The organism is Bacillus manliponensis (assembly GCF_000712595.1).
GTDB lineage: Bacteria > Bacillota > Bacilli > Bacillales > Bacillaceae_G > Bacillus_A > Bacillus_A manliponensis.
In genome coordinates, this window is the sequence record NZ_JOTN01000003.1 from 223,258 (window position 1) to 237,877 (window position 14,620).

Here is a 14,620-nt window from a genome sequence, read left to right on the forward strand (position 1 = left end):
TTGTATTACTTATGGAAGACAAGGGGTGTTTAGAACAAAGAAGAACGGACAAATTTATGGATTTCGAATAAATTGTATTGATTTTGACTACTTTTCGAAGCATTATGAAGAAGAGATTATTGAAAATGATATTGTTTGTCGTGACATAATTCGGCTAACAATGGATTATGCTAGGGGGATTAATGATGGCAGAAGTACATAAAGCAATTACAGCACATTCACGTAAACAAAATGAGATTGTAACAACTTTTTTACAATTAGAGGCGCAGCGTGAGGCAGCGATTGAAGCGGCAGTATCTCTTGCTGTAAAAGGGCAGTCTTTTTCGGTAGAAACAATTAATATGGTGACAACACAAATTAATGAGCTTGCAAAGAGAGGCGTTGCACCGCAGCGTAAAATTGTAACAGAAGATATGGTAATGGAATATGTGGAACGCTTAAAAATGAAAGAAGGTCACTAATATGTTAGTGACCGTTGACTGGTTGTATGAGCATATGAATGATCTTTCTGTTCGTGTTATCGATTGTCGTTTTGATTTAGCAAATGAAAACGAAGGAAAAGATAGTTATGAAGAAGGACATATTCCATCGGCATTATATTTTGATTTGAATAAAGATTTATCAAGTCCAGTGACAAAGCATGGTGGAAGACATCCTCTTCCGGATGTAGAACAGCTTTCTGAGAAATTATCTAAAGCCGGAATCGATGAAAATGTAACAGTGGTTGCATATGACAGCCAAGGTGGCGCAATGGCATCACGTCTTTGGTGGTTACTAACATATTTAGGGCATGAACGGGTATATGTATTAAATGGTGGTTTTCCAGCTTGGAAAGAGCGTGGGTTTTCAGTGACAGATGCTATTCCATCATTTAATAGGGCGGTTTTTAAACCGTCTGTGCAGCACGGCTTGTTGGTTTCTATGGATGAATTAAAAGCGAAAATAACTCGTCAAGAAGATATGACGCTAATTGACTCGAGAGAAGAAAAGCGTTATGCAGGAGTAGAGGAACCGGTTGATCCGATAGCTGGACATATTCCAACAGCGAAAAACGACTTTTGGAAAAATGGTCTTACTGAGGAAGGGTATTTTAAAGAGAAGGAAGCGCAAATAGAACGCTTCGCTTCATTACCAAAAGGGAAAGAAATCATTGTATACTGCGGGTCAGGTGTAACGGCATGTCCAAATGTACTTGCCTTAAAAATGGCTGGTTTTGAAGATGTAAAGCTATATGCAGGAAGCTGGAGTGATTGGATTTCTTACGCTGAAAATGAAATTGAAAAAGAGGCGAAGTAATCTATTGCATACGTAAAAAATTTGTATTACAATAGGTACACCAACAAGAAATACGAAGAAAACATTCTATTTTACACATTGCGTGCAATGTGATAAGATAGCGACAAATAAATAAAAATCCTGCGGTGTACGTACTTATTTATGTCTAAAACCGATGATAGTAATATGGAAGCTCAATATTTAGTAGCCGACATCATGCCTTCCGCTGAGGAGGAAGATGAAGGCAGCTGTGAGGGCATCCACCTGCGAGTAGCGGGTTTTTGGACATTTACGAGTGGCGGCACATGCGGGGATTTATTTTACTTAACATGACTTTTATATTCCTACGATGTACGTAATTTTTTGTATGTCTTAAACCAATGAGTGTAATACGGAAGTTCGATATTTGAATATAGCCATCAAGCCTTTCAATCGAAAAGGAAGATGAAAGTATTTGTGAGAACATCCACCTGCGAGAGCGGGTTTATGGACATCTGGAGAGAACGGCATATGTGGGGCTTAAAAAAACCTTACGTTTTATACGTAAGGTTTTTATTTATCCCGCATTAACGTGCTGTAAGACTCCCACCTCAATCGATAAACAGCCCGTAAAAGCCCGATTGGTCGGGCTAACACTCAGTGGGGAATGAAGCCCCCCACTGAGTGAAGTTTCACTTTATTTTAAACATGTGTATATCGACTCTTGATCAATTCCCCAGTGGTGAGTCATGCTATTTCTTTTTATGATTAATATGCCACTTCTTTTTTCTTTTCCGTTTTCCTTTGTATACATATTTATTTTGACAGGAATTTCAACACGTACAATAGAATTTATATCTTTTTCCAACGTCGCAGGGGGAATGGTAATTTTTATGTTTGTAATCTTTTTAATAACCTTATTGATTTCTTTAGTGTTCCCTGTACTGGAGAGGGTCATTTGTAGTATTTTCTTGTCATTTTGATTCACAGCGGATTCAAAAATCTTTATCAGTTCAGCAGGATGCGCCGTATTTATATATTCATCAACTTTACCCGCTGCTTTAAATATCATCAATTTATGAGCGAAATCTTCTTTTTTCAAGCGATGTGTAGTGCTCCCATAAAAATGAATGCAAAAATGACCGGGGAAATTATTTTGCAGTGCACCTGCACCGTGCGGCATACCATGCATAGAGGCTGCAAGCATCTCATCATTTGTTAATACGATAATCGCTCTTCGTTTCCAACTCCATTTTCCGTTATAAATTTTCTTCATAATTTTTGTATCTTTTCTTGTTAACGGTTGCACATCAGCGTGGTTGCTTCCCGCTCTGCGCTGAACTTGAAAAGATGACCCAGTTTCAACGTCTATGACGGAGAACTTTGTTTTATTTGGAATGATTTTATTAACCTCATTCCAAGGTAGCATTTCAATTTGAAAACTAATTGGTGTGTTACTATCTTCCCATTTTTGTGCGTGTACGAGTTGTGGGATAAAACAACTACATATAAAAATAAAAGTAAAGAGTTTGAAGACTGTCTTGTTTTTCATTTGCTTTCATTTCTCCTCTGTTGCTTTGAATTGATTATTTATCCCGCTATTTGCGAGCTGTAAGACTCCCACCTCAAAATTTAGAGGATTCAGAGAAGGTTAGGTGAGAGATTAACAGCCTGTAAAAGCCCGATTGGTCGGGCTGACACTCAGTGGGGGATGAAGAAAACCCCCACTGAGTGAAGTTTCACTTTATTCGTTTGCGCTCACTTTAATATTTCATTTCTTACTTGCTTATATTCATTTTCTAAAAATTATGGCTAGAAGCGATTCAGATGCTAAATGGAGAAAAACGTTGTATAATGGATATAGTTGAAAAAAGATATGTAGCATGGTGATTGCATTCATATATAACCTTACGTCATGACGTGAGGTTATTATTTTTGTTAATAGGAGAGGTATTATGAAAAAAGTATTATTAGTAGATGGTATGGCATTATTATTTCGTGCTTTTTATGCAACGAGTGTATATGGGCAATTTATGAAGCGTCAAGATGGGACACCAACAAATGGTATCCATGGTTACATGAAGCATTTATTAACAGCGGCGAAAGCGGTAGAACCAACGCACATTATAACGTGCTGGGACATGGGAAGTACAACGTTTCGAACAGAATCATTTTCAAACTATAAAGCAAACCGAGCTGCTCCGCCAGAAGAGTTAATTCCACAATTTGATCTTGTACAAGAGATGACATCTCATTTATCTATTCCTGTAATTGGAATGAAAGGTTATGAAGCAGACGATTGTATTGGAACGTTAGCGAAAGCGTATGAAAAAGAAGCGGAAGTTGTCATCTTAACAGGAGATACAGATTTATTACAGCTTGTCGATACGAACATCACTGTGATGCTCCTTCGTAAAGGAATTGGAAATTATGAGCACTATACACCAGACCGAATTGTAGAGGAAAAGGGTGTACAACCGTGGCAAATTGTTCATGCAAAAGCATTTATGGGGGATACAAGTGATAACTACCCAGGTGTAAAAGGAATTGGAGAAAAAACAGCTTATAAATTTATTCAAGAGCACGGTACTGTTGCAGCTGTTTTAGAAAATATCGCCTCTCTAACGAAAGCACAGCGTACAAAGGTTGAAGGCGATTTAGAAAATCTTCATATATCATTACAGCTTGCACAAATTCATTGTGAAGTTCCTGTTTCTTGCTCCTTAGAAGACAGTCTGCACACAATTAGTGAAGAGAAAATACGATTTGTTTGCGAGCAGATGAATTGGGGAAGACCAGAGATATTTGTGAATATGCTGTAAAAGGGTGGTTCTAGAAGAAGATGACCATTATTACTTTTTTACTGATTGCTTGGATACTCAGTTGGTTTAAGTTTGAGAAAATCTTTGTACAAGCATTTAAAGAACTGTTTAATAAAGAGATCACAACCGCAAGTTATTATTTTGTCTTTTTCTGTATCGGTGCGATTGGTGATATTGTTTTACTTTTCAATGGAACGTTTTACGATAAAATTTAATGGGAATACGGCATCAACATATGTTATACAAACAGCGTCAATGCTGAACCTTAAGAAAAAACTGATTCGATCAGTTTTTTCTTTTTTATTTTGATGAAACCTTCGTTCTCTTCTCTTTTATAGTTAGGAGATTTTTAAGGAGGCATATGCGATAAAAAGGCATTTAGATACAGAGGGAATTAAAAACTTAATAAACAACAGTATTTATAGCGATTCGTATTTCTAAGATGTAGTTGATATCATTAACTAAACATCTAATATAAAACTATCTGGATTTAAAGTAGAGATTGCATAAAGTTTGGATTGTATATTGAAAAAAATGTAAAGATTCTTGTTTTATCCCGCATTAACGGACTGTAAGACTTCCACCTCAAAACTTAGAGGATTCAGAGGAGTTTAGGTGGGAGATAAACAGCCCGAATCTAGCTACAACTCCTAAGCACCCGAGCCACAAGATAATTCTTTCTGTGGCAAACTTCGCCACGCCAAGGTTTATCTTGTGCTTGTCGTGTGAACAGTCGTCTTCGCTTTTGAATATAAAAGCCCGATTGGTCGAGCTAACAATCAGTGGGGGATGGAGAAAACCCCACTGATTGAAGTTTCACTTTATCCTATGACAACGGAGAAGTTCAACGTAAATAGAAAGGTTGCAAAATAAAAAGAACATAAGTCCCTATATACAATAAGGCAATTGCCCCTAAGCTAATCTTTAAAAATCTTATCGCCAATTTACTTCCCTCTTTTTTAAGACCAAACATTGTAACAGAAATCGCTACTAACAAAGAACCACCCCATATCGCAGGCGCCCAGTATCCAAAATATGATAACTGACCGAATATGGAACCAATAGTTAGAGCCAACGCTATACAACTCAATATTATTGCAGCTAAGTTAATTATTTTTCCAAAAGAAATATTCACAAGAAGAACCTCCTTTGAATCAGAAAAAGAAAATTCTGATTATTTAAATTATAAAATGAATCATCACAATTTACTATAAATAAGAAAGAGTTATATGTATTTGGTCCATTATCGTAACATGGGGTGATTTTTTGAAAATGAATCATTTTTCATACACGGAACGGAGAGTGGCGACTCCTACGGGAATAGGGAGGGAAGCGCCCACTCGAAGTGGAGTGAACTACTCTCTATTTTTCACCCCGACTTATGGTGATGAACCATGTATTTTCCTTTTTCCAAAGTGTTCACACTTTGGACATTTTTATTAAAAAATTCGCGATTTTCATTGGGAGTTCAAATGGATTTCACAACAGTCCTTTATGATTACGTTATCAGATAATTATTTATCTTTTATATAGATAATGTATTCATAAGTTTTCTAACAATGGAGGAGGAAGCGAAGATGAGAAGAAGAGTAAGAAAATCATTTGAACAATTATTACTAGAAAATAAACAAATGTTGTTAAATAATAAAGATAGTATAAAAGCGATCGAAGAAAAAATCGAAAAAAGGCATATATCAAATAGGAAGCCTGTAATGGAGTAATATACAAGGTGTGTAGTACATGAAAAAGTCTCATCGGTTTTTATAGCTGGTGGGACTTTTTCGTGAAATTTTATTCTCATCACTTGAAAAACGATGTATGATAGAAAAGTAGGGGATTTTTGGTGAAGCGAGGGACATCATGCAAACTGTACAAGATTATCTGTCATTTTTACATACAAAAGGATTTAAGCTATCGGATGAAGCAAAAGGATTTATTATGTTTGGACAAGGATATACAGGTGCTTCAGATATCATTGTGAATGTTGCGATTGAGGCTACGATTCAGCACCAATATGAGTTTGATGGAAGTTACTTCATCGCTTTATTAGAACGTTTGAAACAAGAGGAAATTACCGATAAAAAAAGCGCTAAGGCTTTTATGCGAAAGTTACAAGCGTAACTTTATGCAGCCTGCGCTTCTTTTTTTTGTTTATGAGGAAGCTCTACAAAAATCATGCCTAAGAAAATACAAATGCAACCCAAAATCGCTGCGATTGATAATTGTTCATTTGCGACAAGGACACCAGTAAAGGCAGCAAAAACAGGCTCCATGGCAAAAATAATTGCTACGCGTGTTGGAGAGGTATGTTTCTGTGCTGATGTTTGAATGAAAAATGCAAGTGATGTTGCAAAAATTGCTGTTAATAAAACAGCAAATAAAAAGGAAGCATTCGTCCATAATGCGGTGGAGAATAACTTTTCCCAATCTTCAAATAAAAAAGCGCAAATAGATGAAAAGATTCCAACTGCTAACACTTGTGTTGTGCTTAGCATTAGCGGAGAAATTGTTTTGGAAAAGTAGCCGTTAACCAATATATGTGCTGCAAACGCAACCGCGCATCCTAGCACGAGAAAATCTCCTTTATTTAGATTAAAAGAGTCACCAGCTGTTAGAAAAAAAAGACCGGCTGTAGCGGAAGTAATTCCTAGTATAATGGAAATAGTTACTTTCTGTTTTAAGAAAAGAAATGACAATACTGGCACCATTACGATACTAAGTCCTGTTAAAAATCCTGCTTTGGATGATGTTGTATATAATAGCCCAAATGTTTGTAGTAAATAGCCACTAAATAGAAAAAAACCAACGATGAATCCTGCTCGTGCACTATGTCCAATATGTTTCTCTCGTTTCTTTCTCATTAAAATGAGCTGAATAGCAAGTAAAATGAATCCAGCTAATAAAAAGCGGACCCCGTTAAAGGAAAATGGTCCAACAAAAGACATCGCATTTTGAACGACAACAAATGTTGCCCCCCAAATGAAGGCAACAAATAATAACGCAAGAGGTGCAATCCACTCTTTCTTCACAATAATCCCTCCTTTAATTTTGCAAAATGGCTTTACGGGCTAATTCATCTGCAACTTTATTTTGATTGCTTGGAATCCACTTAATAAAAAAAAGATTAAACTCTTTTGTTAGTGCTAAAGCTTCTTCTAAAAGGGGTGCATATAGTGGATTTTTGACGTATTGCTTTTCGACAGCACGTTCGACAAGCTGAGAGTCTGTTCGAAATGATACAATGCTATAATTATGTTCCCGGCAATATTTTAATGCGAGCAAAAAAGCGTGATATTCTGCTTCGTGGTTGCTCATAACGCCAAGTGGAACGGATAGTGAAACGGGCTTGTCAGTGCCTTTAATAAAAACCCCAGCGCCGGACGGGCCAGGGTTTCCTTTTGATGCACCATCAATGTATACTTCAATCAAACGAAAAACCTCCAATTAACCGATTGTTATATCATAGTGGCATGTAAATGCTTCATTCGCTTGTAGCTTTTGAATTCCCTTCTTTTCTGTTATATCTTTTGCTGGATTTACTTCATCAGCGATACCATACCATGGTTCAATACATAAAAACGGTGCACCTTCCCCGGGTGTCCATACACCAACAAATGGGAATCCTTCAAAGGAAAATTTCACAAATTTATTGTGATTGTGAGAACGGATTGTCATTTCTTGTTTTTTCATATGTTCAAAAATAAGTGCATCATTCTTAAATAAGTCGTATGTAAGTGGTAACTCTGTCGTTTCTTCAGCAATTACAACCTTTTTATCTGAAAGAAATGGACCTTCTAATATGCTTGTTTCAAGTGTTTCTTGTTCACTAAAGGATAAATAATAATCTGTAAACGTCTCGCCTTCACGAAGTGGACAATTGAATCCAGGGTGCCCACCAATTGAGAAGTACATGTTGTTTTTATTTTTGTTTCGTACTTCATATGTAACGCGTAAAGATGTTTCTTCTAATGTGTAAGAGATAAGTAATTGAAACTCAAATGGATATTTTTGTAGCGTCTCTTCATTGCTTGTTACACTATATGTAATGTTTGTTTCCGTTTGCTCTAGGATTGTAAAAGTTAAATCACGAGCAAAACCATGTTGCGTTAATGAATAGGATTTACCATCAACGAAATAGGTATCGTTTACTAACCTACCGACAGTTGGAAATAGTACAGGAGCTCGTCTTCCCCAGTACTTTGCATCTCCTTGCCATAAATATTCTGTATTGTCTTCTTTTAAGCGAATACTTTGTAGTTCTGCACCTTTTGCAGAGATGGAAACAATTACTTTTTCATTTTCAATTGTAGCGATCATAAAATGGAACCTCCTAGGATTAATAAATATGTAGAAAATCATGAAAACAGAGAATAAAGTAGGTAGGTTCTCATTATTTCCGTATGTTTGAAAATACATTGTGAGACAGTCAAAGATAATGACAGCTACAATGCATGGAGTAACCTTCTCTTTAATTTAAAACACAAATCTTTTTTATCCCGCATTAACAGCCCGTGAAAGCCCGATTAGTCGGGCTGACACTCAGTGGGGGATGAAGAAAACCTCCACTCAGTGAAGTTTCACTTTATTCTATTATACGTTCTCATGTAAAAAAAGAATAGTTTTACGATGAAAAGAGTAGTTGACGGATGTATGACTTTCCCTTAAAATATACATTCGGTATTGCTATATTATTTCGTGGTTCGAAACCATCCCACGTAAAAAAAACTAAGGAGATTTGCAGCATGAATATTAAAACACTAGTTGGTAATGGAATTTTAGCGGCATTATATATCGCTGTGTCCATGCTAATTCAACCATTTGGGTTTACGAATATACAATTTCGTGTTTCTGAGATGTTTAACCATCTCATCGTATTTAATAAAAAGTACATTTATGGCATCGTATTAGGTGTATTTTTAACAAACTTATTTTTCTCACCCATGGTTGCATATGATCTTGTATTTGGAGTAGGACAATCAATCGTTGCATTACTTTGTACAATTTTCTCGATGCGTTTTATTGAAGGAGTATGGGCACGTATGGCTTTTAACACACTTGTCTTTACGTTTACGATGTTCTTCATTGCAATTGAGTTAAATATGGCATTTGATTTACCATTTTTCTTTACATGGTTTACATGTGCAGCTGGTGAACTTATTGTTATGACAGTTGGTGCGCCGCTTATGTATTATTTAAATAAACGTGTACAATTTAAACGATTTGTGTAATGGAAGCTTTCCTCTTTAATAAGGGGAAAGCTTTTTTGTTCGAATAGAAAGATACGTAGGCTGGTAAAATAGGATAAAATGGTCATGTAATATTTGGAATGAGGGCTATTAAATTGCATGAAAAAGGGGAAGTACGATGAAATATAAAATTACGTGGTTGTATCGTGCCAAAACAGGTTTAGAAACAAATTTGGAAACAGATTACTTTTCACTAGAAGAAGCGCTACAATTGGCTGTTGATTTTGAAAAAACAGGTAGAGTGAAAGAGCTGTTCTTTTATGATGAAAGAGGAACAGAGTGGACACAGAAGGAAGCGAAGAAATTAAGTAAGCAAGTGGAAGAAGAACCACAAGAAGTCATTATATACTTTGATGGTGGTTATGATACTAATACGAAAGAAGCAGGTATTGGAGTTAGTTTGTATTATCAAAAACAAAAAAAGACTTATCGTATGCGCCGTAATGCTTACATAGAAGGAATATATGATAATAATGAAGCGGAATATGCAGCTCTTTTATATGGTATGCATATGCTTGAAGAAGTTGGTGTGAAGTATGAAACTGTTACTCTTCGTGGCGATTCGCATGTTGTTTTACAACAATTATCTGGCGAATGGCCATGTTATGAAGAGCGCTTTAATCATTATTTAGATCAAATTCAGCAAATTGGGGAACAGTTAAAGATAAAACTTGTATGTGAACCTATTTCTCGAAAACAAAATAAAGAAGCCCATCAATTAGCAACGCAAGCATTAGAAGGAACAAGTATTGATAGTCATATAGAACTTACAGAATAGGAGTGCAAGCGGAGTGGAACGTAAACAGTTAATTACAGAAGTAAATGATTTATTAGAAACGTATTGCGATGGTTGCTTTTTGCAAAAACACTTTCGAAAAGAACATAATAAATATTACGCCCACTCCTTTTGTATTCGTGAGTGTACAGTTGGAGCGAAACTAAAAGAGTACGGAGAACGATTATCTTAAAACAGGAAAACATCCAGAGAATTGTCTCTGGATGTTTTTTAATGCTTTGCTTCATGAAGTTGATGTTCACATTTCTCTAGTTTTGCTTCTTGTTCTGTTAAGAATGGAGTGTCTAAATCGGTTGCTACTTCCTTCATTGTTTCAAGTTGTGAGCGAGCTGCTTCTACTACCGTTGTAGCGTACTGTAATGATTCAGGATCCATTGATACTGTTGCGGAACCAACCATTTTTTGAGCCGCTTCGACGCGAAACTTTACTTCTTCAAAATCATTTACAGGTGAACCCATTGTATATCCTCCTTTACATTCTCGTCTCAACTAGTTTCCGCTTGGCCAAAAAGAAATATACAAGAGAACACGAAAAGGAGGTTACCGAAAAGGTAACCTCCTGTTATATAGCGAATTACAGTTTTACTACGTTAGCAGCTTGAGGTCCGCGGTTTCCTTCTACGATTTCAAAAGAAACTTCTTGACCTTCCTCTAAAGCTTTGTAACCGTCGCCTTGGATAGCTGTGAAGTGTACGAATACATCTTCAGCACCTTCAATTTCGATAAAACCGAAACCTTTTTCGTTATTAAACCATTTTACTTTTCCTTGCATGTTACATTTCCTCCTAAAAGACAAATAACTTTCTCATTTAAAGGAATAAAGGGAGATAAGCAAATTCAAAAATTAAAATTGCTATATTCTCGAATATTCTGCTAAATGATAATCCCAATATACACGATATGGGAGAATTTAGTCAAGTAAGCGTTTTATTTTTTGTTTATTTTGTTCATAAATATCATAAATGTTAGGGGTGGTATAGTACAACCTGTTTTATTCGTATAGTGGAACGAGAGCTTTACATAGGGGAGTGATAAAATGAAACAATCATACTTATTGGATAATACAGATATGAAAATAAGAGAAGATATTCCATCTTGGGTAGGAGAAGAGTTTCATACATTTTCAAGCGTTGTATTAGATAAGGAATTTCCTTGTTATTTTGGTTTAACGGCGCTTAAGAAAAACGAGTTACGTTATTCATTTTTAGCTCATAACGATTGGGAGCACTTACCAGAAACGATGCTTGCATTTTTGCGTTTAATGGAAGAGGATACGAGTGTGAGAAGGGGATTTTTCTTGTTTGTTGAGCCGGAAAAAGAAATATGTTCTCTTGAATATTACCGAGCATACTTTTGGAGAATACTGCAGTATTTACATGAAAAAGATGAAAGGCCGTGGCCAAATCATATTCCAGAAAATCCAGATCATCATTTATGGGAATTTTCTTTTGGAGGAGAAGCGATGTTTGCATTTGCCAATGCACCTGCTTATAAACAAAGAAGAACGAGAAATCTTGGGGATTCCATGGTCGTTGGGTTTCAGCCACGTATTATTTTCGATGGATTAGAAGGTGATCGTCCAAAAGGGGCTTATTCAAGGCAGATGGTACGAGAACGTGTGGAGAAATGGGATCAGTTACCAAAGCATCCGAACATTAGCCACTACGGTGATCCGAATCATCGAGAATGGAAACAATACTTTATTGGTGATGATTGTGAGCCGAGTGCAGGAAAATGTCCATTTTATCATAAAATAGAAAAGTAAACTGCATATACAAAAAGCGAGGATAGCCTCGCTTTTTTGTATATTTTATGTAAAAAAGGAAATTTTAATTGTGTATATTTTTATAAAGTTCTCACTATGTATTAATAAAAAAGGACAGAAAGGATAACGTGATGTTTGGAGTTATTATACAGCAAATTGTACTTGGAGTTTCACTAGCTGCTCCCGTTGGACCAATTAATATTGAAATGATAAAACGTGGTGTTCAGAAAGGGTTTTGGCACGCTTGGATTGTTGGAATTGGTGGAATGAGCGCCGATATTTTATTTATGCTTCTTATTTATTTTGGTCTTTCTTCTATGTTTATGTATACATATGTACAAGCGGTGATGTATTGCTTCGGTTTCTTTTTATTATTTTATCTCGGTTTTCAAAATGTAAAACAAGGAATTTCTAAGGAAGATATGGAATATAAAAAAGAAGAGATAGGTGGACTTCACCATTCGTATATGATGGGATTTTTGATTGCGATATCGAATCCACTTAACCTTGTGTTTTGGTTTGGTGTATATGGAAGTACACTTAGCTCATTATTAACAAAAGTCAGTCAAACAGAAGCGCTTTTATATAGTTTTTGTATTGTAGTAGGAATCATTTTGTGGAACCTTAATATTGCTTTTTCGGTTCATTTTGGACGAACATTATTTCGTCCAAGAGCGCTGAGTTACATTACAGCAGGGGCAGGTGTTATTTTAGTAGCATATTCGATTCATTTCGCTTACAAAGCTTTGCAATTGTTTATATAACATGAAGGGGAGATTTTTATGTATCGAACCATAGTCAAAGGAAAAGAAATTATCATTACATTGTCACCAAAACTTCGAAAAGAGGTTACGAATCGTGATGCATTATATGAAGCGATTCTTACCGTTACCGAACGTGTACTTCAAACGAAACAAGTAACGTTAGCTGTGAATAATGAAGAATTTGGTCTTATTATAGGTGAAGTGCAACATGGGAAAGTAACTGTATTTGCAGTTGAACATATTATTCCGAGAGATAATATTTTTGGAGATAGAAGTTTTACAGCCGTTACAGATGAGAAATTGCCTCATATAAATGAACAGTAAAAGAGATTTATAAAGTAAAAATTTAATTCGTGGGACTTGATCATCCATGAATTGTTAGTTGGACCAGTCGTAACGCTTTTCGTTACGGCTGTTTTCATGAACAAGGAGGAGAATGAGATGAAGCGAGTAATAAAAGAATTCTTTTTGCAACATGATATTATCATTATGTTTGGAATCATGCTTGCCTTTTTTATTGTATTACAAGAAAAGTTATTTACAGGAACGGCATTGCTGTCACTCTTAGTAGGTATTATTTTTTATACACTTAATGAATATGTAACACATCGTTTTTTATTTCATTTAAAACCGCCAAAAAATCCAATTTTATTAAAGTTATTAAAACGTCTTCATTATGATCACCACGTATATCCAGATGATTTACGATTACTTTTCTTACCGATATGGTATAGTTTACCACTCTTTGCAATTTGGCTGTATGCACTGTATCTTTTTACAGGAAGCATAACCATTGTCCTTTCATTTGGCATTGGTATGATTGGAATGTTCCTCATGTATGAATGGAAACACTACATTGCCCATCGTCCAATTCGTCCCATAACACGTTTTGGACGATGGCTGAAAAAACAACATATATTGCATCATTACAAAAATGAAAATTATTGGTTTGGTGTATCGAATCCGTTTTATGATTTTTTATTTGGGACATATAAGGAAGGAAAAGATGTAAAACTGAGTGAAACAGCACGGAATTTAGAGAAAGAAAAGAACAATACTTCTACGTTTTGAATTAGGGGGGACGTTGTAAAACCTACTTATTAGGTATTGTAAAACATCTGATGAGTAGGTTTTTGTTTTTTGATCACGTACAATGCTTGAAAAAGCTTAAGGAATATTTATCCTATAAAAATTTTAAAAATATTTTATCGTCTATATTATATAATAATTAGGGATTTTATTTTTAAAAAAAGGGGGGGAATGGTGAGAAATAAGGATTGATTTTTATAATTACGGGAGTAAGACTTGAAATTCTTGACTTGTATATTGTGTTCCTAACTCAGTATGTAGAATGAGTCTTTTTGCGTGTGAATATAAGTGATATCCTATTAATTGTTGTTGTAGAAGAGTCTTGTTCTAATAGGTTTATTCGTTCTTCTATAGTTGATTTTGAGGAATGTGGTTTGTATTTGTTTAAAAGATATTAGAACGGGTATTTGCCTTCTATATAAGCCGTTGTACATATTGTATACTTACTCGAAGCCTTTGTTTTAATAGGCTTTGATAAACCCTAGGTACAATATAATGATTTCCACTCTTTTGATGAAATGGTATAATCTTTTTGGTTAATTCTTCATTTCTATAACTACGTTTTGAATCTGTTTTGTGCTGAGATTGGTAATAAGAACCTCTCGCTATTCCAAGAGTTTGACACATTGTACGAATAGAGTGTGTTTCTTTTTTAATCTCATTTTCCTTTTTTAGGAGAAGTGTTTCTTTCTGTATTCATTTTAGATCTTTTGGAGTCATTTCTTCCTCATTAAACGTTCTGAATGATATAATTCAACAACCATCTTTTAAATTTTTCTTTAAATTTCTTGTTTGCCATATGGACACCGTCTTCTTGAAATCCATTGTAAGGACTTAACTAAGTTGTGTCCATATGACTATGTTAACTCTAGTATTTTACAAGA

The 14,620-nt window shown here is 35.4% G+C and carries 21 protein-coding genes, 2 other RNA genes, 1 pseudogene and 1 riboswitch; of the genes and pseudogenes, 16 read left to right on the plus strand and 8 right to left on the minus strand.

The window, feature by feature from the left end:
* Positions 1 to 25 precede the first annotated feature (25 nt).
* From BAMA_RS24420 to ssrS (BAMA_RS23790), 5 genes are all read left to right on the plus strand, one after another.
* Positions 26 to 202, plus strand: coding sequence for a hypothetical protein (locus BAMA_RS24420; protein ID WP_157405954.1), 177 nt, complete (start codon positions 26 to 28; stop codon positions 200 to 202).
* Positions 186 to 461, plus strand: a complete 276-nt coding sequence (locus tag BAMA_RS05150) for a DUF2533 family protein (RefSeq protein WP_034636789.1) — start codon at positions 186 to 188, stop codon at positions 459 to 461. The genes BAMA_RS24420 and BAMA_RS05150 overlap by 17 nt, the downstream gene beginning before the upstream one ends.
* Before the next feature lies 1 nt (position 462).
* Positions 463 to 1,296, plus strand: a complete 834-nt coding sequence (locus BAMA_RS05155) for a sulfurtransferase (protein ID WP_034636790.1) — start codon at positions 463 to 465, stop codon at positions 1,294 to 1,296.
* Positions 1,297 to 1,410: 114 nt separating this feature from the next.
* Positions 1,411 to 1,593, plus strand: a non-coding RNA gene (ssrS, locus tag BAMA_RS23785) — 6S RNA.
* Positions 1,594 to 1,613: 20 nt separating this feature from the next.
* Positions 1,614 to 1,798: non-coding RNA, 6S RNA (gene ssrS / locus BAMA_RS23790), on the plus strand.
* 153 nt (positions 1,799 to 1,951) lie between these two features.
* On the opposite strand, the gene BAMA_RS05160 is transcribed toward ssrS (BAMA_RS23790), so the two are convergent.
* Positions 1,952 to 2,806, minus strand: coding sequence for a hypothetical protein (locus BAMA_RS05160; RefSeq protein WP_051758866.1), 855 nt, complete (start codon positions 2,804 to 2,806; stop codon positions 1,952 to 1,954).
* Between the two features lie 403 nt (positions 2,807 to 3,209).
* Here BAMA_RS05160 and BAMA_RS05165 point away from each other — a divergent pair, with 403 nt between their 5' ends.
* The gene (locus tag BAMA_RS05165) at positions 3,210 to 4,076 is read left to right on the plus strand and encodes a 5'-3' exonuclease (RefSeq protein WP_034636791.1); all 867 of its coding nucleotides are present in this window, start codon (positions 3,210 to 3,212) and stop codon (positions 4,074 to 4,076) included.
* Positions 4,077 to 4,096: 20 nt separating this feature from the next.
* Positions 4,097 to 4,291 carry a hypothetical protein gene (locus BAMA_RS05170; RefSeq protein ID WP_034636792.1) on the plus strand — a complete coding sequence of 65 codons (195 nt, stop codon included), beginning with the start codon at positions 4,097 to 4,099 and terminating at the stop codon, positions 4,289 to 4,291.
* Between the two features lie 629 nt (positions 4,292 to 4,920).
* Here BAMA_RS05170 and BAMA_RS05175 read toward each other — a convergent pair.
* Positions 4,921 to 5,211 carry a hypothetical protein gene (locus BAMA_RS05175; protein WP_034636795.1) on the minus strand — a complete coding sequence of 97 codons (291 nt, stop codon included), beginning with the start codon at positions 5,209 to 5,211 and terminating at the stop codon, positions 4,921 to 4,923.
* 442 nt (positions 5,212 to 5,653) lie between these two features.
* On the opposite strand from BAMA_RS05175, the gene BAMA_RS23795 reads away from it, so the two are divergent.
* Positions 5,654 to 5,797 carry an FbpB family small basic protein gene (locus tag BAMA_RS23795; protein ID WP_084157892.1) on the plus strand — a complete coding sequence of 48 codons (144 nt, stop codon included), beginning with the start codon at positions 5,654 to 5,656 and terminating at the stop codon, positions 5,795 to 5,797.
* Positions 5,798 to 5,936: 139 nt separating this feature from the next.
* Positions 5,937 to 6,197, plus strand: a complete 261-nt coding sequence (locus BAMA_RS05180) for a DUF6123 family protein (protein WP_034636797.1) — start codon at positions 5,937 to 5,939, stop codon at positions 6,195 to 6,197.
* Between the two features lie 2 nt (positions 6,198 to 6,199).
* Here the strand turns inward: BAMA_RS05180 and BAMA_RS05185 are convergent, their stop codons facing one another.
* The 3 genes from BAMA_RS05185 to BAMA_RS05195 are packed head-to-tail and all read right to left on the minus strand — an operon-like array spanning position 6,200 to position 8,393.
* Positions 6,200 to 7,105, minus strand: coding sequence for a DMT family transporter (locus BAMA_RS05185; RefSeq protein WP_034636798.1), 906 nt, complete (start codon positions 7,103 to 7,105; stop codon positions 6,200 to 6,202).
* Positions 7,106 to 7,118: 13 nt separating this feature from the next.
* Positions 7,119 to 7,505: a reverse transcriptase-like protein gene (locus BAMA_RS05190; protein WP_034636800.1), complete on the minus strand. Its 387-nt coding sequence runs from the start codon at positions 7,503 to 7,505 to the stop codon at positions 7,119 to 7,121.
* 15 nt (positions 7,506 to 7,520) lie between these two features.
* On the minus strand, positions 7,521 to 8,393 hold the full coding sequence (locus tag BAMA_RS05195) for an aldose 1-epimerase family protein (protein ID WP_034636801.1): 873 nt from the start codon (positions 8,391 to 8,393) through the stop codon (positions 7,521 to 7,523).
* Positions 8,394 to 8,765: 372 nt separating this feature from the next.
* Positions 8,766 to 8,811: riboswitch (PreQ1 riboswitch) on the plus strand.
* Positions 8,812 to 8,818: 7 nt separating this feature from the next.
* Here BAMA_RS05195 and BAMA_RS05200 point away from each other — a divergent pair.
* From BAMA_RS05200 to BAMA_RS23800, 3 genes are all read left to right on the plus strand, one after another.
* Positions 8,819 to 9,304: a QueT transporter family protein gene (locus BAMA_RS05200; RefSeq protein WP_034636803.1), complete on the plus strand. Its 486-nt coding sequence runs from the start codon at positions 8,819 to 8,821 to the stop codon at positions 9,302 to 9,304.
* Positions 9,305 to 9,440: 136 nt separating this feature from the next.
* Positions 9,441 to 10,100: a ribonuclease H family protein gene (locus BAMA_RS05205; protein ID WP_034636805.1), complete on the plus strand. Its 660-nt coding sequence runs from the start codon at positions 9,441 to 9,443 to the stop codon at positions 10,098 to 10,100.
* A 13-nt stretch (positions 10,101 to 10,113) separates the two neighbouring features.
* Positions 10,114 to 10,290: a zinc-finger domain-containing protein gene (locus tag BAMA_RS23800; RefSeq protein WP_084157893.1), complete on the plus strand. Its 177-nt coding sequence runs from the start codon at positions 10,114 to 10,116 to the stop codon at positions 10,288 to 10,290.
* Between the two features lie 38 nt (positions 10,291 to 10,328).
* Here BAMA_RS23800 and BAMA_RS05210 read toward each other — a convergent pair whose 3' ends face one another.
* Entirely contained in the window at positions 10,329 to 10,577 is a 249-nt protein-coding gene (locus BAMA_RS05210) for a DUF2564 family protein (RefSeq protein WP_034636806.1), read from the minus strand.
* A 115-nt stretch (positions 10,578 to 10,692) separates the two neighbouring features.
* A complete protein-coding gene (gene cspD, locus BAMA_RS05215; RefSeq protein WP_034636808.1) occupies positions 10,693 to 10,890 on the minus strand; it encodes a cold-shock protein CspD in 198 nt (65 codons plus the stop codon).
* 264 nt (positions 10,891 to 11,154) lie between these two features.
* Between cspD and BAMA_RS05220 the strand changes: the two genes are divergently transcribed.
* The 4 genes from BAMA_RS05220 to BAMA_RS05235 all read left to right on the plus strand — a co-directional run bounded on the left by BAMA_RS05220 (position 11,155) and on the right by BAMA_RS05235 (position 13,718).
* Complete coding sequence (locus BAMA_RS05220) at positions 11,155 to 11,883, plus strand: YqcI/YcgG family protein (protein WP_034636811.1); 729 nt, start codon at positions 11,155 to 11,157, stop codon at positions 11,881 to 11,883.
* A 131-nt stretch (positions 11,884 to 12,014) separates the two neighbouring features.
* A complete protein-coding gene (locus BAMA_RS05225) occupies positions 12,015 to 12,647 on the plus strand; it encodes a LysE family transporter (RefSeq protein WP_034636814.1) in 633 nt (210 codons plus the stop codon).
* Between the two features lie 18 nt (positions 12,648 to 12,665).
* Positions 12,666 to 12,971, plus strand: coding sequence for a hypothetical protein (locus BAMA_RS05230; protein WP_034636816.1), 306 nt, complete (start codon positions 12,666 to 12,668; stop codon positions 12,969 to 12,971).
* A gap of 117 nt (positions 12,972 to 13,088) precedes the next feature.
* Complete coding sequence (locus tag BAMA_RS05235; protein WP_034636819.1) at positions 13,089 to 13,718, plus strand: sterol desaturase family protein; 630 nt, start codon at positions 13,089 to 13,091, stop codon at positions 13,716 to 13,718.
* 225 nt (positions 13,719 to 13,943) lie between these two features.
* Here BAMA_RS05235 and BAMA_RS23805 read toward each other — a convergent pair.
* Positions 13,944 to 14,535, minus strand: a pseudogene (locus BAMA_RS23805) (transposase family protein); the annotation flags it as partial.
* Positions 14,536 to 14,620: the final 85 nt, after the last annotated feature.